Genomic DNA, 18,188 nt, shown 5'->3' on the forward strand with positions numbered 1-18,188 from the left:
TATGAGCATTTTTATAGGAGGAGATACAACAGAAATACCTTATAATTTTTCTACGAAAGTAGCTGGTAGTATGACAGAATGTCCTATGAAGTGCTACTATGCTGATAGTCCAGAATTATTATTTCCAAATGATACTAAGTGGATTGAATTTACCCAAGAAGAATATGATAAATTAAAAAAATTAGATAATATTGTATCTCCTAATGGAGGATATGGAGTTGGAGAAAAAGGACAATTTCTTATAGAATTAGACCTTAATGGATTGTGTAATAGTTTATATGGTGGATCTAATACTGTTTTAAAAAATTCCATTAAAGAAATAAAGGCTTATACATGGGCTATGGGTTCTGGAGATAATGGCGGTAATATTGGTTATAAAGGTGTAAGTAGAATGTGGGTACCAACTGGAGGGTATTGGACTTTAGATTCATGGTTGGACAAAGGCACAGCTTTTAATTATTCAGATAAGATAGAAAATATGTATTCACATTCTTCAGAGGTGACCAATCTAATTACAAATAAGAATAAAATATATATATTAATATCTTCTGGTTATCCAGCCAGTGGAACTATTCCAAGTAAAGTATTCTTAGATTATATAAATATAAAATTAGAACTAGTAAGACAACGAGATAAAATAGATCCAATTGATATAGAACTAGGAGAAGAATGGAGTGTTTTACTTAAGGGTGTAGCAATTAATCCCCAATCCCTTGAAGCTAATCAAAGCATTATTAATATTGCAAATTCATATGGGAGATTTTCATTTTATAGACAAGGCACCAACAAATTACTTAGATTATGGGAAAGTTATAGTTTATTGACTGAAGAAACAATAACAACAGAAGCTAATAAATTTCAAGTATGTAATATACTTATAATCAAAAAGGACAATATGATAACTGGTTATATAGCTAAAAATAAAGATAATAATATTTATAAAGCTTCCATAAGAACTTCATTAACAAAAGGACTTTATAAATTATATCTTGGTAGAGCTTCAATGGACTTAGAATACTCAGATTCATTTATAGAAGATATTCAAGTTTTAAATAACAAAACTTTTAAGGATAAGGAAGCAGAAATAATTTTAAAAGGTAGAAATGAGATAGATCAAAACAATAATTATTATAATAAATTAGCAGAGAAATATAAAAATCCTAATATATGTCCAACATTAGATAACTTTTATATTAACTTACAGTATAGCTCACCAGCTGTAGAATTAAAAGATGGGAAATTATTTATAGAGAATACTAAATCCCGAAACGATAGTAATGAACAATATGTATTTTCTAAAAAATTTCAATTGTTGCCTAATAATAGGTATGAATTACAAGTGAATTGTGAATCTATAGGAAATTGTGAGGTGTTTATATTAAACAGTAAAACCCAATTTGGGCTAAGTGTTTTGAATGGTAAAAAATTAACTACTGGAATAAATAAGTTTGTATTTACAACTACAGAAACAAACTGTCCATTAGATTCTCAACACATTCGATTGGATGTAAATACATGGGATTCTAAACTAGTTGTGAATAAAATAGAATTAAGAAGATTAGATTAGAAATAGAGAGGATGATAATATGTTTTATAATGTAGAAAAGAAAGTAAGCTCCATATACAATACAAGTGATTTACAAGTAGTAGGATATGTAGATGTATTTATAGATGAAGATAAAACTCAAAAGCTAACAACCATAAGCTTTAATGAATTAGGAATTTATTTAGCTTTTAAAGATTGCCCTAAGGATAAAGAAGAATTTAATAATTTTATAGATTCTAAAGCTTTAGAGGAAATAAATAAAGAAGAAATACAGAGCAAGTTACAAGAAGTTAAAGTTGCCTATGATATGGGATTAATAGAACTAAATAATTTATAAATGGGAATTAGAGACCAGATAGGTCTTTTTTATTTTATTTAAAACAGGAGTGAAGTTTATGAGATATGAAATAACAAATATTAATAATGAAAATTTAACTTTAGATAGTAGAGAAGTAGCTTATAAAATGATAGGAACTAAAGGCGCTCAATTTACAGTAACATATATAAATAAGATAGAAAAGATGATAATATGTTAAATATAATTTTAAGCTTTAAAAAATGAAAAGAGAGGAGCATCTATTAAGATACTCCTTTTACTTAAGAGTGACACATTAAATATTTTGTATATTAAATTTTAGTTTATTATTTTAATGCTTCAGCTACTTGCATAGCTTGAACAGTAACATCATAATTGTGTTCATCTTTAACGGTTATAAATAAAACTTTCTCTTTTTCTATATCTACTGTAATGGTAAGTGCTATAGGTAATGCTAGCATTACACTACCTGTGCTTTCATTCTGAACTGCAAATAATATATTATATTGATAAGTTGTTTTATGAGCCTCAGTACTTTGCCAGAATATCCAAGCATCTCCATCTTGTTGTTGTAAATCAGTAAAAGCTTCTTTTATAGCTTTTTCATAAGCTTCTGTTTCAGCTGCAGTTAAACTAACAGATAAGAGTTCTTGTAATAATTCTACAACTTTATCTATCATTGCTTTGACTACAGCTGTGCTTTGTGAAATTGTTTGATTCACTGTACCTACTATAGCCATTTCAGGGTGATTATTAACTATATCAATAGCCTTTTGAAAGTTAAAATTTAAAACTTTTTTATCATTAATAGTAACATATTCTACAGCACCTTGAAAAGCTCTAGCCATTTGTAACGCTTGACCAACATATTGTACGCCTACACTAAATATTTGCTTAAATTTAATTGTCTCACTTTCTTCGTCTCTTGATAATAAAATAACTTTGTCAAATCCTTTGGTATTCATAAAAAACCTCCATATTATAAATTTGAATTATTAATTTATAATATTCAACGATATTTAATAACTTTATTAAATAATTATTGATTTACTATAAATTTAATTTGTCACTTTAATAATATTCTATAGAAATTCAATTATTACTAAAATATAAATGTTTTTAAAGAGATGATGTCTCGATAATTTAAGTATTATTCTCACAACATTTTTGAACATAGACTATTGATAATATTGATTTAATAGTACAATATAGAAATGAAATTAAACAAAAATCAAAATTAGGACAGTATATATTAAGAGATGAAGGGCTAGATGATATATTATACAGTGAAAAAATAAAAGTGTAAAAAATTTAGAGGAGGATAAATAATATAAAAGCTAAATGTATAGAAGAACTCGAATTTATAAAAGAGGACACAATAAAATAAATTCCAAAGGTAAAGTAGACACCAAATAGGTGTTTTTATTTTGCATATTTTTAATTAAGAGAGGTGACATATGAATATTGAAATATCAATATTATACACTATTTTAGGTGCTGCATTAAGCTATTTAGGGTATAAAAGACTTAAAGAAAAAGATAATAAGGAAGAAGGAAAAAATGAAGGTATAACTGCTTTAAAGTTAGATTATATTTCAAAAGGTGTAGATGATATAAGATTAGATTTAAAAGCAGCAGATAGAAAAATAGAAGATGTAAATACTAGATTAATTAAAGTAGAAGAAAGCACTAAGAGTGCTCATCATAGAATAGATGGATTAGAAAAGGAGGATTAAACTATGGAATTTATAAAACAATTTCTACAAATAAAAAAGATAATAGCATTATTAACAACTATAGTATTTTGTACTTTAGCACTAAAAACTAATATATCTAGTACAGAGTTTCTTTCTGTATTTACATTAATAATAGGATTCTATTTTGGTCAGTCTAGTGCTAGACAAGCAGTGAAAGAAAGTAAAGAGCAGGAATAAACCTGTTCTTTGTTTAATTAAATATAAAAAAAATATGGGAGGTATTTATATGAAAATAGGATTAAGAGGTGGACATTCCCCAAATTGTAAAGGTGCAAGTGGATATTTAGATGAACAAAGTTGTGTAAGAGAGTTATATTATAAGATTAAGCCATTATTAGAAGCACAAGGTCATATAGTAATTGACTGCAATAGTAATGCTAGTAGTGTAAATGAAGAGTTAAACCAAGGTACAAATAAATGCAATGCTAATAACTGTGATTTATATATTCCATTACATATGAATGCATCTAATGGACAAGGTAATGGTGTAGAGTGTTGGACTTACAGTTCAAGTAGTAGCACAGCTAATGCAATAGGAAATAGAATATGTTGTAATTTAGCAAGTGTAGGTTTACAGAATAGAGGTGTAAAACATAGTACAGGATTACATGATACCAGAGCAGTTAAAGGACAAACTTGTTTGGTGGAAATTTTATTTTGTGATAATAAGCACGATACTGACATATGGAGAAATGTAGGAATTAATAAAATAGCTAATCATATAGCTAGTGCTATATGTAATAAAACTATAAGTTCTAGTTCTCATAGTATTAGTTCTTCAAAGCCTAATACTTCTTCTAGTTCCTCAACTATCTATGGTACACATAATTTAATAGGAGCATTACAAAAAGAAATAAATAACCAAGGTTTTGGAAATATTGCATTAGACAACATGGCGGGAGAGGTAACATTAAATAGCGCACCAATGTGTAAACAAGGTGCTAGAGGAAATATAACTAGAATTATACAAAAAATGCTTATAAATATAGGTTATCCAGTTGGAAGCTATGGAGCAGATGGAGTATTTGGAGAAGGTACAGTAACAGCTATAAAAGCACTACAAAAAGATTGCAATTTAAATCCAGATGGAATTGTAGGAAAAGAAACATGGAAAGCATTATTTAGGAATTTAAAATAGATTTAAAATCCGAGGACGTTTCAAACGACCACAAAAATTAATCATAAATTAAAAAATAAGTTTTAGGGGTACTTCTTTAATGGGAGTACCTCTTTTTTATTTGTTTAATATTATGAATATTGGTTAAAACTTATAAATAGAATTTAATTAGAATAATAAATTTGATTTGTTAATCAATTAAGTTAAATTGTAGAATATTGAAGTTTAAATGCTTTTATGGTATTATATAGAAAAATATATAGCTTGTACCAAAAACTTCAATCTTCTATATTGAGAGGTGTGAAGTATGGGAAAAGTAATAAATTTTTTTAATAGATGGGGGGATGATGGAATGAATTCAAGTAATAAAATTTATAATGTTATAGATGTGGCTAAATATGTAATAAATAAAAGTATTGAAATGGAGACCCCTATAAGCAATCTTAAATTGCAAAAAATATTATATTTTATTCAGGGTGAGTTCCTTTCAGTATTAAAAAAACCAGCTTTCTTGCAAGAAATTCAAGCATGGAAACATGGACCTGTTGTGCCAGAAGTTTATTATGAATTTAATAAATATATAGCAGATGAGATTACTTCTAAATTTAATGATTTTAATGAAACAATTCTTGAGAAAAAAGACCGTAATATAATTGATAAAGTTATAAAAGATAATTTAAATAAAGATGCATGGAAACTAGTTCAAATTACACATAAGCAGTCCCCATGGATAGATAATTATAAACCAGGAGAAAATATCATTATACCAAATGGTGATATAAAAAAATATTTTTGTAATAAGCATAAAGATAAGGAAAGAAACAAGGAAATATGAAGGATGTAGAATGCAAAAAATAAATTATCATGAAAGTTTTGCGGCAGAACAAGAAAAAGATAATGAAATTAAAAATATAATTAAAGATATAATAGATAAAGGTGTAGATGATATTGATGCTTTTATACAAAGATTTAGTGAAGTGTACAATCATGAGTATAGGCATAAGTATTCTGAGATACTGAAACTTTTGATGAAAATTAAGTCTGAATCAGGAGCTGAGTCATTAGATTACTTAGTATTAAATATGAATATTTTAAAAGAACATATTTCTTGTTCCCAATATAGTTTTAAGAAATCTTTTTTTAAACTGTATGATCATATAATGTTGGAAGTAACCCGAATACAATTATACTATGATTATGAAAAAAGAGAAAAGTTAATTGAAAGCAAAGTAAATACAGCTAAAAATCAATTAGAGTATTATGGAAATTTATATAATAATTTAAGTACAGATATTAATGGATTATATTCAACTGTTAATAATGTTAATGAACAACTTCAAGGTTCTAATGCACAATCTATATCTATACTAGGTATATTTTCAGGTATAGTTATAGCTTTCTTTGGTAGTATAAAAGTTGCAGAAAATATTTTTTCAAATTTGGGTGAAGGTATAAGTAAATGTAGGATTATTTTTATGGCAGGATTGGTAGGATTTATTTTGTTTAACACCATTTTTGTGTTGTTATATTTTATTGCTAAAATTTCTGATAAAAATATTGCTACTGGTAATTTTAGTTTATATTACCGTAAATGTTATGATTGGAATTGCTGGGATGAAGAAAAAGGATCCTATAAAGAAAACAGCAAAAATATAAAAAAATATAGGAAAATTTTAGATTCACCGTGTAAAAGATTGAAAATTAGATATCCTATTGTATATTGGGTCAATTTATTTATGCTATTAATAATTACAATGTCATTTGTAGTATGGCTCATGCAAAATCAAACTATATTTAGAATTTAACTAAGATGATAATGTTGATATTGAATAATTACATAATGTGGATTAATAAAAAAGATGGTAGTTCCTTAATTGGAGCTACCATCTTTTTTTTATTGGGAAAGTATAAATATTATTATTAACTTGTAAGAAAGAAGGGCTGAGCTCTATTAATATAAATTTTCTATTCATGTTGGTGTAGTGTTTTGGGTTATTTTTATTATACCCAAATAATATAATTTTAACTATAAAAAATAAATATTTAAGCAGGAATGTTATTTATAAATGTAGAATTATACTCATAAGACTTTAGTGATCTAAAGCACAGGCCGCACTTAATAATAAAAAGAGCCCTATTTTAAATAGAGCTCTTTTTATTTGGAAAATATAAATGTTTAGTTTATAGTACCTAATGATATATTAAGTATGTCACATTTAAGAATCGTTTATTCAAGGATTTTAGGGAAAATATCTTTATTCTTGTAGAAGGTTAATAATATTAATATAACTATTATCAAATAAGTGGCTCCATTAACATGGAATTTTCTATGCATAATGCATATCACAGTGTAATTAAATCCAATTCTAGTATATCCAAATATAATGATTTTATTTATAAAAATTAATACATTAAGAAGGAATTTTTATTACAAATATGGAATATATTAAATAACACACCTTTTAAAAAAACACCTTTTAATACAATCCATTCCTCTTTTGAATATATCAAAAAAAGAGTCCATATTTATTTTGTGGACTCTTTTTATTGGTTAATTTTATTATATATTAATACAATAAAAGGAATTTATTCATAAAAGTAGAATATTAAATATAAGGTCTTTCTGAAAAATTTTTAAAGTCCCTTTCCAAATATAGAAAAGAAGCCCATTAAAAAGTACAGGGCTTCTTTTTACTATATAATTATGTATTAACCCATCTAAATTATATACATAGAAGAATAGTTTTAAACGTAAAAAGGAATATTGTTAAAAATGTAGAATACTATTATATACTTCCTATAGTTGTTTATTCTTATAAATAAAAAGAGCTCAAGCATATAGTGGGGGCTCTTTTTACATTATATTTATCAAGTAGGACTTTTAACTCTACTTTTATTATATGTATAGAAACTTATTTTAGTTATAAATGAAGGAATATATTAACATTTATAGAATATTAATATTATATGGTTGTTTTCCGTAAATAACTATGTAATATGCAATTCTTCTTAAATAGCGAAAAGAGTCTACTTGATATAGTAGGCTCTTTTTATATAGTTTAAATTTAATATTTTATTTACAAATATAACATTTTTGGTATAATTAAACTATATTTGCATAAGGGGGAACAAAAAAATGAAAAAAGTAATAGGAATTATAAGTATAGTGTTATTTGCGCTTGTTAGCTTTCAATCCTGTGCAGCAGGCACTATGAATGCTCTTAACAACTCCAAAGAAACAAGTGGGTCAGCAGGATTTATGTTGGCTATATGTATGCTTGTGGCTGGAATTATAAGTATAATCTCTAAAAAAAGCAAAGGAATGACCATAACAGCTATAGTTTTTTATGCAATAGGTGGAATAATTGGACTAGCTAATGTTGGTGCATTTAAAGATTTACAAATTTGGTCAATTCTTAATTTAATATTTGCAGGATTATTGATATTCCATATTGTAAAAAATAAAGAGTTGTATACTAAAAAAGTTAAATAATTTAAAAATAAAGTTCTAGTATTATCTAGAGCTTTATTTTTTATAAGTTTTCCAATATCATTTCCCTTTCTAATGCCTATATGTCTGAAATTACACATCTTGGAGCATAATTACTTAATTATTAAAGACTGTTTAATAAAGTTTATATAAAAATAAAAAGTCCTTGTATAACCGTACAATAAATTACTGGTAATAACAGCTTACTTTTTCTTTTACTTGTATAGAATGGTTCCATTTTATTTGTTCTACATAAAAGATAGTCTAGGGATATATTAAAATAGTCAGCTATTTTTACTAACAAATGAATATCTGGTTCACGAATACCATTTTCATAGTTAGCTACAGCAGAACGTGTTGTGTTGAGAACATCTGCGATTTGATCTTGGGTTAAATCTCTATCTTCTCTTAATCCTTTAAGTCTATCTTTAAATACCAATATAATCACCTCAAATAAAAATTTTATCATTAGAGTATATTGGAATTATTGAGTGTCACATTGTGTGACGCTGATATTAAACTATTTCATAGAACAAACGTTCTTTACAGTAATGGATAAAAGTGCTATTATTATGGTAACAACTCGATTAGTGGAGGGATTAAGATTATGGAAAAACTAGAAACACAAAATTATAAATTTGATGATAAAGTAATTTTATTAAAGCAAAAAATATCTAGATTAGAAAATGAGAATAAAAGACTTAAAATTATTTTAAAAAATATATTTATTTTTATAAGAAATAATAGTATTATATAATTTATACTGGTTGTATTTTGGTTGTGTAAATTTCAAAAAATATAGGCAAAATACAAAAAAATATTATCTATGATTTTATTAAGATGTACTTATTTAGTGCAATTCTAATAAACTAGGAATATTGGAAAAAGAGTTCGAACGAACTCCAAAACCGTTGGTTCCGGGTTCAAGTCCTCGTGCCCCTGCCATACATAAAGCCAGTAATCATAAAGATTACTGGCTTTTTAATAAAAATAATTTATAGGTGATGGAGTTCACCATAACTGCTTAATGCTAATGACTCCTACAGGTAATACTATAAGTATATCTGTAGGAGTTTTTATATTTACATTTTATTGTGGAGGGATACTATGACGCAATTAAGAAAAAAGTTTTTAGGCATTACAGAAAAAGTAAATCATGCTGCATTATTAGCCAATTTAATAAAATGGGCTATATTAGGAAGTATAGTGGGGGTAGTGATAGGAGCATTATCAGCACTGTTTTTAATTAGTTTACAAACTGTAACTGATAAACGTATGGAATATCCTTGGTTAATTTATTTATTACCATTAGGAGGGGCTTTTGTTAGCTTTTTGTATGCTAAATATGGTAAAACATCTGGTGAAGGAAATAATTTAATCCTAGATCAAATTCATGGGGGAAATAAGGAAATACCATTAAGGATGGCACCTTTAGTTTTTATTGGAACTATAATTACTCATTTGTTTGGTGGATCTGCAGGAAGAGAAGGAACAGCGGTACAGATGGGTGGAAGTATAGCAGAATATATAGGAAAATTATTTAAATTAGATAGAGTAGATAAAAGAATTATACTAATGTGTGGAGTTAGTAGCGGTTTTGGATCAGTATTTGGAACTCCATTGGCAGGAACCATTTTTGGCATGGAAATCATATCAATAGGTACTATGGAATATAGTGCATTAATTCCTTGTTTTGCAGCAAGTTTTACCGGAAATTTAGTTGCCACAGCCCTAGGAGCAAAACATTCCCACTATGTAATAACTTCTATTCCTGAGTTGTCAGGGATTGTAATAATAAAAGTTATTTTTGCTTCATTATTATTTGGAGTTATTAGTATAGTTTTTAGTGAAAGTATACATGGATGTAAAAGAATATTTTCTAAGTTCTTTCCAAATCCAATGATAAGAAGTATGGTAGGAGGAATAGTAGTAATATTATTAGCTACACTTATTGGAACAAGAGAATATTTAGGACTAGGATTGCCTGTTTTATCTACTTCTTTTCATAATGTTTTATCAAAATTTGCATTCTTATGGAAGATAGTATTTACAGCAGTCACTTTGGGTTCAGGATTTCAAGGAGGAGAAGTTACTCCATTGTTTTTTGTAGGGTCTACTTTTGGAAATGCATTGGGAGGAATTATTAATTTATCACCATCTTTTCTTGCTGGCTTAGGACTAGTTGCTGTGTTTTGTGGTGCAACCAATACTCCAATATCATCTTTTGTTTTAGGTTTAGAACTATTTAATGGAGATGCAATTATTTACTTATTTATGGCTTGTATTATTAGTTATCTATTTTCAGGTTATCATGGAATCTATACCTCACAAAAAATAAGTAGTGTAAAAAGCAAGATACTTCAAATACCAGGGGACACAACTATAGGTTCTATAAGACAATTTAAAAAATAAAATCCTAAATTTACTTTAATTTTATTTTATTTAATATATATGATAAAATTATATAGGAATTAAATCTAAATTCATATTAATAGCATTGTGCTGGAGGGTCTAATAATGAAGGAAATAGATTTAGTGATTATAGGCGGAGGACCGGCAGGTATGGCTGCTGCCATTTCAGCCAGAAACCAAGGAATTGATAATATCTTAATATTAGAAAGAGAAGACACATTAGGCGGAATACTTAATCAATGTATACATACAGGATTTGGAATACATGTATTCAAAGAAGATTTATCTGGTCCAGAATATGCTCAAAGATTGATAGATAAGGTAAATATATTAGAGATAAAATATAAAATAGAGACAATGGCTTTATCTATAGATAGAGATAAAATTATTAAAGCAGTTAATCCTCAAGATGGAATGTTTACCATAAAAGCTAAAGCTATCATACTAGCAGTAGGCTGTAGGGAAAGACCTAAAGGAGCAATAAGCATACCAGGAAGTAAGTGTGCAGGTATATATACAGCAGGTTCTATACAGAAATTTATAAATATAGAAGGTTATATGCCTGGTAAAGAAGTGGTTATATTAGGTTCAGGAGATGTGGCTTTGGCTATGGCAAGAAGAATGACCTTAGAAGGAGCTCATGTAAAGGCTGTAGTGGAGATAATGCCTTATTGTTATGGAACAGAGAACAATGTGATTAATTGCTTAGATCAATTTAATATACCACTTAAATTAGGTCATACTGTTGTAAATATAAAAGGAAAAGATAGAGTACAGGGAGTTACTATAGCAAGAGTAGATGAAGATAGGATGCAAATACCAGGTACTGAAATGTATATACCTTGTGATACTTTAATGTTATCTGTAGAGCTTAGAGGAGACAGTGAAATTATAAGGAAAACTGGTATAGAATTAAATAAATCTACTTGGGGGCCTAAGGTAGGAGAAAACCTCCAAACTATGGTGGATGGAATATTTGCTTGTGGAAATGTGTTGCACATATTTGATACTGCAGACAATGTAACTAAGGAAGGGTATAAAGTAGGAGAGAGTGCTGCTTACTATATTAAAGGTAAGAACTTTTTGCAAGGTAAAAAAGTAGAGTTATGGGCAGATAAGGGGATAAAATATCTATTACCTAATTTTATAAATTTGGAAAATTTAAAAGAGGATGTACAGCTAGAATTGAAGTTTGATAAGCTATATGAAAATCAAGATATTTATATTTATTATGACCAAATTAAGGAGAAATTAAGTTCAAATGAAAATATAAAACCTGAAGATATTATTAATATAAAAATATCTAAGTATAAACTATTAAGTTATAACAACTTAAAGAAGATAACTATAGGCATAAAGTAATATGGCAAATTAAAATATATAGTTTTAATGAATCTATTTAGTAGAGTATACATAAGTTATATAACATTAATAGAATTTATTAAAATAGATTTAATTTTAAAATCACAACTATAAAAAGCACTGACAAGTATTGAAATGAGGCTGTGGCATTAAAGAATTTAAGCACAATATATTGTTTTACAAGTTTAAAGGTAACACAATATATTGTAGAATTTATTCTTAGTGCGACAGCTCAATTTTATTAACTTTAATTTTGTTAAATATAGGTTTAATTATTTCTATGTAAATACTTTTATAAATTTGTATTAAAATAATTTTGTTAAACATTTTTACAAAGTATCATTGTTTGTTTATTAGCGGTTACCATGTCACTTTTATTTATAGGTTTGCCACAGATTTCACATATTACTTTATCATGAGATACTACTAAAGGCTTGGATTTACTTTTATTATATTTATTTTTTTTATTAGGTGGAGGATTATAAGTTATAGGTTTATCTGGAGTGTTCTTTTTTATAATATTATAATCTATTTTAAAAGAACTTTCTCCAAATAGCTCTAGTTCAAAACGAGGAAATTCTTTATCATAAAATTCTTCTATTATTAATCTTGTTATTTGAGCATCATTAACTATAAGACCACTTTTTTCTATTCCATCAAATATACTTTTAGTTATGTTATTGGTATCTGGGTGGCGTTTTTCGCTTTTATAATACACTTTTAGTACCGCAATCAAGGATTCAGATAATACTTTGTTAGGATTTTGAAGCCTTGTTTCATAAGCTATTTTTTCTTCATATACTGCATATCTATCATGATATTTACCGGAATTTAAAGGCATTATAGCTCGTCCTTGTAAATTGAATAATTTAAAATTAGATTTAGATATGGGGGACCCATCAACTATTACTTTGGCGTAGTTTTTCATATTTAAACTCCTTTTGATATTCTGTAATTTATTATAACATAGTTCATCAGAAAATTTGGATATAACAGAGTCAATTTTGTGTTAGCTATACTTAGATAATTTTTTATGATAAAACTACATTTGAATATCTAAATTCAATAAAGTATAATGTAATTTAGATTTACAAAAGAGTGATAAAGTAAACAGTTGATATATAGTTGAGTACATAAAAAGGAGTAGAGATTATGAAAGAAAACATAAATATTTTAGCAATAGAAAGTAGTTGTGATGAAACTTCCGCAGCTGTGGTGGTTAATGGCAGAGAAGTTTTATCCAATATAATAGCTTCACAAATAAGCACCCATGAAAAGTTTGGAGGAGTGGTTCCAGAAGTCGCATCAAGAAAACATATAGAGGTTATAGGCACAGTTGTACAAGAAGCTTTAGAAGAAGCAAATCTTACTTTAGATGATATAGATGCTATTGGTGTAACTTATGGACCAGGATTAGTGGGAGCGTTACTTGTGGGATTACAATATGCAAAAGGGTTAGCTTTTGCTACAGGAAAGCCACTTATAGGAGTAAATCATATAGAAGGACATATAAGTGCTAATTTTATACAATATAAAGATTTAAAGCCACCCTTTATGTGCTTAGTGGTATCAGGAGGACATACATTTATAGTTTATATGAAAGACTATGGTGAATTTGAAGTATTAGGTGAAACTAGAGACGATGCAGCGGGAGAAGCTTTTGATAAAGTAGCCAGAGCGATAGGTCTTGGATATCCAGGAGGACCTAAGATAGATAAGTTATCTAAAGAAGGAAATGAAGAAGCTATAAAATTTCCAAGAGCTAATTTTCACAATGATACGTTAGATTTTTCTTTCAGCGGAATAAAATCAGCTGTATTAAATTATTTAAACAAGAAAGAAATGAAGGGTGAAGATGTAAATAAAGCAGATGTGGCAGCTTCTTTTCAAAAATCTGTAATAGATGTTCTTGTAGACAATACTATAAAGGCTTGCAAGAGTAAGAAAGTAAATAAGATAGCTGTAGCAGGAGGAGTAGCATCTAATTCTTGTTTAAGAGAGACAATAATAACAGAATGCAAAAAACAAGGAATAGAAGTATTAATCCCCCCATTTATATTGTGTACAGATAATGCAGCTATGATAGGTAGTGCAGCTTACTTTGAATATATTAAAGGAAGAAGAACTTCTTTAGATATAAATGCTGTACCAAATTTAAAGTTAGGCGAAAGATAGAACATGAGAAACTTTCAATAAAGGTAAAATTTCATATAATAATGAAGACTTTTTTTATAAATAATATGATAGTTTATAATAAAAATAAACTACTATATAGCCTATAAAAAAAGTCTTTTTTATGGTATGTATAATTATTAATATTAATATTATAATATTGTATATATTAAAAAACTATTAATAATTATCTAAAAATGTTAAAAAGTATCACTATATTACTGAATATAGTAAGATATAATTATATCATCATATTAAGTTTATATTAACAGTAAAGGAATTTTTTTATATTACAATACCTTTACAAAAATAATAAACTAGAATATCAAATGAAAGAAAAACAAGAAAAAATGCAATTGAAAAATTTTATAAATTATATATAATGTAGAGGTATATTTATAACTTAGAAAATAATGCGGTAAAAAAATAGGGTATTATATAAAAAAGGGGGATAACAATGAATAAATTTAAAAGAGTGTTAGTAGCAAATAGAGGAGAAATTGCCATAAGAGTATTCAGAGCATGTCATGAGCTAGGAATAAGGACTGTTGCAATATATTCTGAAGAAGATAAATTCTCATTATTTAGAACGAAGGCAGATGAAGCATATCTTATAGGAAAAAATAAAGGACCTATAGATGCTTATTTAAATATAGAAGAAATAATACAATTGGCTCTAAAAAAAGGGGTGGATGCAATACATCCAGGCTATGGTTTTTTATCAGAGAATTCTGAGTTTGCCAGAAAATGTGCAGAGGCAGGAATAGAGTTTATAGGACCTACATCAGACATGATGGAAAAGTTAGGAGACAAAATAAAATCTAAAATAGTTGCAGAAGAAGCTGGAGTATCTACTATCCCCGGAGTTCAAAAACCAATAATATCAGAGAAAGAAGCATTAGAATTTGCAAGGTACTGTGGATATCCAATAATGCTTAAAGCAGCTGCCGGCGGCGGTGGTAGAGGTATGAGGATAGTTAGAACAGAAGAAGAATTAATATCCTCCTTTAATAGTGCAAAAAATGAAGCTAAGAAAGCTTTTGGTATAGATGATATATTTATAGAAAAATATTTAGAAAATCCTAAACATATAGAAGTTCAAATATTAGGAGATAAGCATGGAAATATAGTACATTTACATGAAAGAGATTGTTCTATACAAAGAAGACACCAAAAGGTTATAGAATTTACACCAGCTTTCGCTCTTTCAAAGGAAAAAAGAGAAGAAATATGTAACGACGCTTTAAAAATAGCAAAAACTGTTGGATATAGAAGTGCAGGTACATTAGAATTTTTAGTAGACACTACAGGAAATCACTATTTTATAGAAATGAATCCAAGAATACAGGTAGAGCATACTGTTACAGAGATGATTACAGGAATTGATATTGTTCAAAGTCAAATATTAATAGCTGAAGGATTTAAATTAGATTCAGAAGAAGTAGGGATAAAGTCCCAAGAATCTATACAAACAAGAGGATATGCTATTCAATGTAGGGTAACTACAGAAGATCCATCCAATAATTTTGCACCAGACACAGGGAAAATAGAAGATTATAGAACGGGTTCAGGATTCGGTATTAGACTAGATGGAGGAAATGGATTTACAGGTTCTATTATAAGTCCATATTATGATAGCTTATTAGTAAAAACAACATCTTGGTCTAGAACATTTAATGATGCTATAAGAAAATCTACAAGAGCTATAAAGGAATTTAAGATAAATGGTGTTAAAACTAATATAGGATTTTTGATAAATGTTTTAAATCATGAACAGTTTAAAAAAGGTCTATGTGATACTAACTTTATAGAAAAGAATCCACAATTATTTGATATAACATCAAAAACTGATGATGAAATTAGAATATTAAGATTTATAGGTGAAAAGGTAGTAAATGAAACCCATGGTATAAAAAAGGATTTTGATGTACCTACAGTACCAATAGTAGATGAAAATTTAAAATTAAGAGGAACTAAGCAAATATTAGATGGAAATGGACCAAAAGGATTAATAGATTGGATAAAGAATGAAAATAAGCTTCTTTTAACAGATACAACTATGAGAGATGCTCATCAATCTCTTATGGCTACAAGAATGAGAAGTGTAGATATGTTTAAAATAGCTAAGGCTCAATCAGTGCTTGGTAAAGATTTATTTTCAATGGAAATGTGGGGAGGAGCAACTTTTGATGTTGCTTATAGATTTTTAAATGAATCCCCTTGGACTAGATTAGAAGAGTTAAGAAAAGCTGTACCAAATGTATTGTTCCAAATGTTAATAAGAGGAGCTAATGCAGTTGGCTATAAAAATTATCCAGACAATGTTATAAGGAAATTTATAAAACAATCTGCTAATTCTGGAATAGATGTATTTAGAATATTTGATTCATTAAATTGGCTAAAAGGAATGGAAGTAGCCACAGATGAGGTTCTAAATCAAAATAAAGTTGCAGAAACTTGTATGTGTTATACAGGAGATATATTAGATGAATGTAGAGATAAATATAGTCTCCAATATTATGTAGATTTAGCAAAGGAAATAGAAAAAACAGGAGCTCATATACTTGGAATAAAAGATATGTCAGCTTTATTAAAACCATATGCTGCAGTTAAGCTTATAAAGGCATTAAAAAATGAAATATCTATTCCTATACATCTTCATACACATGATACTACAGGTAATGGTGTAGCAACAGTGCTTATGGCAGCTCACGCAGGGGTTGATATTGTAGATACTGCTTTTAATAGTATGTCAGGGCTTACAAGTCAACCAGCACTAAATTCTATAGTTGCAGCATTAGAAAATACAGATAGAGATACAGGTTTAGATTTAACAGATATGCAGGAGTTATCAGATTATTGGAGCGCAGTAAGACCGGTATATAGTCAATTTGAGTCAGAGTTAAAATCAGGCTCAGCAGAAATATATAAATATGAAATACCTGGAGGACAATACTCTAATTTAAAACCACAGGTAGAGAGTTTTGGACTAGGTCATAAATTTGAAGAAGTAAAAGAAATGTATAAAAAAGTTAATGAAATGCTTGGAGATATTATAAAAGTTACCCCATCTTCAAAAGTAGTTGGAGATTTAGCTATATTTATGGTTAAAAATGATTTAACACCTGAAAATATATATGAAAAAGGGGAAAAAATGGCATTCCCAGATTCAACGGTATCATATTTTAAGGGAATGATGGGTCAACCAATGGGGGGATTCCCAGAAAAATTACAAAAGTTGGTTTTAAAAGGAGAAGATCCTATAACTTGTAGACCAGGAGAAATGCTACCCTCAGAGGATTTTGAAAAAATAAGAGAGTATTTAAAACACCAATATGGTTTAAAGGCAACAGAAAATGATATTATAAGTTATGCTTTATATCCAGAGGTTTTTGAAAAATATTTAGATTTCTTACAAGAGTACGGAGATTTAACTTATATGGGAAGTGATGTATTTTTCCATGGACTATATGAAGGTGAAACTGCTGAAATAGAATTACAAGAAGGAAAAACTTTTATAGTTCAATTATCAGAAATAGGTAAGGTAGACTCAGAAGGAAATAGAACAGTTGTGTTTGAAATAAACGGTAATAGAAGAGAAATGAAGATAAAAGATAAATCTAGTTTAATGGCACAAAGTATAGCTTCTAATAGTACAAAGATGGCTGATGCTTCAAATAAAAAACATATAGGTTCTAGCATACCAGGTACAGTACTAAAAGTTTTGGTAAATAAAGGTGATAAAATAAAAGAAGGAAATAGCTTGATTGTAATAGAAGCTATGAAGATGGAAACTAATATAGTAGCCAGCTTTGGAGGCGTAGTAGAAAATCTCTTAGTAAAAGAGGGGGATCAAGTTAAATCAGGACAATTGCTTTTAGAATTAGAATAATATAAAAAAAAGCACTGCTTGGGGAAGCGGTGCTTTTTACTATGGGAAGTTTATAATGGGTTTTACTAGTTTTATTTATCTATTTTATATATACATTATACAATAAAAAGGTGATTGTGTCAAA

16 protein-coding genes, 1 pseudogene and 1 riboswitch are annotated in these 18,188 nt (G+C 27.9%); of the genes and pseudogenes, 14 read left to right on the plus strand and 3 right to left on the minus strand.

Annotated features, from left to right (window positions below; all coding sequences use genetic code 11):
• Position 1: 1 nt before the first annotated feature.
• Genes NGI68_RS13410 through NGI68_RS13420 form a run of 3 tightly spaced genes read left to right on the plus strand, consistent with a single transcriptional unit; the run spans position 2 to position 2,082 of the window.
• Complete coding sequence (locus NGI68_RS13410; protein ID WP_251861977.1) at positions 2–1,567, plus strand: hypothetical protein; 1,566 nt, start codon at positions 2–4, stop codon at positions 1,565–1,567.
• A 19-nt stretch (positions 1,568–1,586) separates the two neighbouring features.
• Positions 1,587–1,883 carry a hypothetical protein gene (locus NGI68_RS13415; protein ID WP_251861978.1) on the plus strand — a complete coding sequence of 99 codons (297 nt, stop codon included), beginning with the start codon at positions 1,587–1,589 and terminating at the stop codon, positions 1,881–1,883.
• Positions 1,884–1,941: 58 nt separating this feature from the next.
• Entirely contained in the window at positions 1,942–2,082 is a 141-nt protein-coding gene (locus NGI68_RS13420) for a hypothetical protein (RefSeq protein WP_251861979.1), read from the plus strand.
• Between the two features lie 106 nt (positions 2,083–2,188).
• Here NGI68_RS13420 and NGI68_RS13425 read toward each other — a convergent pair whose 3' ends face one another.
• On the minus strand, positions 2,189–2,827 hold the full coding sequence (locus tag NGI68_RS13425) for a hypothetical protein (RefSeq protein WP_251861980.1): 639 nt from the start codon (positions 2,825–2,827) through the stop codon (positions 2,189–2,191).
• 492 nt (positions 2,828–3,319) lie between these two features.
• Here NGI68_RS13425 and NGI68_RS13430 point away from each other — a divergent pair, with 492 nt between their 5' ends.
• The 6 genes from NGI68_RS13430 (at position 3,320) to NGI68_RS13455 (ending at position 8,229) form a co-directional block, all read left to right on the plus strand.
• Positions 3,320–3,598, plus strand: a complete 279-nt coding sequence (locus NGI68_RS13430; RefSeq protein WP_222633656.1) for a hypothetical protein — start codon at positions 3,320–3,322, stop codon at positions 3,596–3,598.
• A 3-nt stretch (positions 3,599–3,601) separates the two neighbouring features.
• On the plus strand, positions 3,602–3,796 hold the full coding sequence (locus tag NGI68_RS13435; RefSeq protein WP_251861981.1) for a hypothetical protein: 195 nt from the start codon (positions 3,602–3,604) through the stop codon (positions 3,794–3,796).
• A gap of 49 nt (positions 3,797–3,845) precedes the next feature.
• Positions 3,846–4,757, plus strand: coding sequence for an N-acetylmuramoyl-L-alanine amidase (locus tag NGI68_RS13440; RefSeq protein WP_251861982.1), 912 nt, complete (start codon positions 3,846–3,848; stop codon positions 4,755–4,757).
• Positions 4,758–5,043: 286 nt separating this feature from the next.
• The gene (locus NGI68_RS13445; protein WP_251861983.1) at positions 5,044–5,571 is read left to right on the plus strand and encodes a Panacea domain-containing protein; all 528 of its coding nucleotides are present in this window, start codon (positions 5,044–5,046) and stop codon (positions 5,569–5,571) included.
• A gap of 10 nt (positions 5,572–5,581) precedes the next feature.
• Positions 5,582–6,541, plus strand: coding sequence for a hypothetical protein (locus NGI68_RS13450; protein ID WP_251861984.1), 960 nt, complete (start codon positions 5,582–5,584; stop codon positions 6,539–6,541).
• A 1,331-nt stretch (positions 6,542–7,872) separates the two neighbouring features.
• Positions 7,873–8,229 (plus strand): hypothetical protein, encoded by a 357-nt coding sequence (locus NGI68_RS13455; RefSeq protein ID WP_251861985.1) that lies wholly within the window; start codon positions 7,873–7,875, stop codon positions 8,227–8,229.
• Positions 8,230–8,371: 142 nt separating this feature from the next.
• Here NGI68_RS13455 and NGI68_RS13460 read toward each other — a convergent pair whose 3' ends face one another.
• Positions 8,372–8,674: a helix-turn-helix domain-containing protein gene (locus tag NGI68_RS13460; protein ID WP_502799395.1), complete on the minus strand. Its 303-nt coding sequence runs from the start codon at positions 8,672–8,674 to the stop codon at positions 8,372–8,374.
• A 159-nt stretch (positions 8,675–8,833) separates the two neighbouring features.
• Here NGI68_RS13460 and NGI68_RS13465 point away from each other — a divergent pair, with 159 nt between their 5' ends.
• The 3 genes from NGI68_RS13465 to NGI68_RS13475 all read left to right on the plus strand — a co-directional run bounded on the left by NGI68_RS13465 (position 8,834) and on the right by NGI68_RS13475 (position 12,000).
• Positions 8,834–8,983 carry a hypothetical protein gene (locus NGI68_RS13465; protein WP_251861987.1) on the plus strand — a complete coding sequence of 50 codons (150 nt, stop codon included), beginning with the start codon at positions 8,834–8,836 and terminating at the stop codon, positions 8,981–8,983.
• A gap of 234 nt (positions 8,984–9,217) precedes the next feature.
• Positions 9,218–9,276: riboswitch (Fluoride riboswitch) on the plus strand.
• Positions 9,277–9,333: 57 nt separating this feature from the next.
• Complete coding sequence (locus tag NGI68_RS13470; protein ID WP_251861988.1) at positions 9,334–10,638, plus strand: voltage-gated chloride channel family protein; 1,305 nt, start codon at positions 9,334–9,336, stop codon at positions 10,636–10,638.
• Between the two features lie 105 nt (positions 10,639–10,743).
• Positions 10,744–12,000: an NAD(P)/FAD-dependent oxidoreductase gene (locus tag NGI68_RS13475; RefSeq protein WP_251861989.1), complete on the plus strand. Its 1,257-nt coding sequence runs from the start codon at positions 10,744–10,746 to the stop codon at positions 11,998–12,000.
• A gap of 305 nt (positions 12,001–12,305) precedes the next feature.
• On the opposite strand, the pseudogene NGI68_RS13480 reads toward NGI68_RS13475, so the two are convergent.
• Positions 12,306–12,928: pseudogene (locus NGI68_RS13480) on the minus strand (RusA family crossover junction endodeoxyribonuclease).
• 224 nt (positions 12,929–13,152) lie between these two features.
• Between NGI68_RS13480 and tsaD the strand changes: the two are divergent.
• Positions 13,153–14,175 (plus strand): tRNA (adenosine(37)-N6)-threonylcarbamoyltransferase complex transferase subunit TsaD, encoded by a 1,023-nt coding sequence (gene tsaD, locus NGI68_RS13485; RefSeq protein ID WP_251861991.1) that lies wholly within the window; start codon positions 13,153–13,155, stop codon positions 14,173–14,175.
• A 454-nt stretch (positions 14,176–14,629) separates the two neighbouring features.
• Positions 14,630–18,064, plus strand: coding sequence for a pyruvate carboxylase (locus NGI68_RS13490; RefSeq protein WP_251861992.1), 3,435 nt, complete (start codon positions 14,630–14,632; stop codon positions 18,062–18,064).
• Positions 18,065–18,188: the final 124 nt, after the last annotated feature.

This window comes from Clostridium sp. Marseille-Q2269 (assembly GCF_943736985.1).
Classification (GTDB): Bacteria; Bacillota; Clostridia; order Clostridiales; family Clostridiaceae; genus Clostridium_F.

Excerpts from the sequence above, each read along its gene's own strand:
- NGI68_RS13410 (WP_251861977.1), top strand. The coding sequence starts at position 2 with ATGAGCATTTTTATAGGAGGAGATACAACAGAAATACCTTATAATTTT.
- NGI68_RS13415 (WP_251861978.1), top strand. The coding sequence starts at position 1,587 with ATGTTTTATAATGTAGAAAAGAAAGTAAGCTCCATATACAATACAAGT.
- NGI68_RS13420 (WP_251861979.1), top strand. The coding sequence starts at position 1,942 with ATGAGATATGAAATAACAAATATTAATAATGAAAATTTAACTTTAGAT.
- NGI68_RS13425 (WP_251861980.1), bottom strand. The coding sequence starts at position 2,827 with ATGAATACCAAAGGATTTGACAAAGTTATTTTATTATCAAGAGACGAA.
- NGI68_RS13430 (WP_222633656.1), top strand. The coding sequence starts at position 3,320 with ATGAATATTGAAATATCAATATTATACACTATTTTAGGTGCTGCATTA.
- NGI68_RS13435 (WP_251861981.1), top strand. The coding sequence starts at position 3,602 with ATGGAATTTATAAAACAATTTCTACAAATAAAAAAGATAATAGCATTA.
- NGI68_RS13440 (WP_251861982.1), top strand. The coding sequence starts at position 3,846 with ATGAAAATAGGATTAAGAGGTGGACATTCCCCAAATTGTAAAGGTGCA.
- NGI68_RS13445 (WP_251861983.1), top strand. The coding sequence starts at position 5,044 with ATGGGAAAAGTAATAAATTTTTTTAATAGATGGGGGGATGATGGAATG.
- NGI68_RS13450 (WP_251861984.1), top strand. The coding sequence starts at position 5,582 with ATGCAAAAAATAAATTATCATGAAAGTTTTGCGGCAGAACAAGAAAAA.
- NGI68_RS13455 (WP_251861985.1), top strand. The coding sequence starts at position 7,873 with ATGAAAAAAGTAATAGGAATTATAAGTATAGTGTTATTTGCGCTTGTT.
- NGI68_RS13465 (WP_251861987.1), top strand. The coding sequence starts at position 8,834 with ATGGAAAAACTAGAAACACAAAATTATAAATTTGATGATAAAGTAATT.
- NGI68_RS13470 (WP_251861988.1), top strand. The coding sequence starts at position 9,334 with ATGACGCAATTAAGAAAAAAGTTTTTAGGCATTACAGAAAAAGTAAAT.
- NGI68_RS13475 (WP_251861989.1), top strand. The coding sequence starts at position 10,744 with ATGAAGGAAATAGATTTAGTGATTATAGGCGGAGGACCGGCAGGTATG.
- tsaD (WP_251861991.1), top strand. The coding sequence starts at position 13,153 with ATGAAAGAAAACATAAATATTTTAGCAATAGAAAGTAGTTGTGATGAA.
- NGI68_RS13490 (WP_251861992.1), top strand. The coding sequence starts at position 14,630 with ATGAATAAATTTAAAAGAGTGTTAGTAGCAAATAGAGGAGAAATTGCC.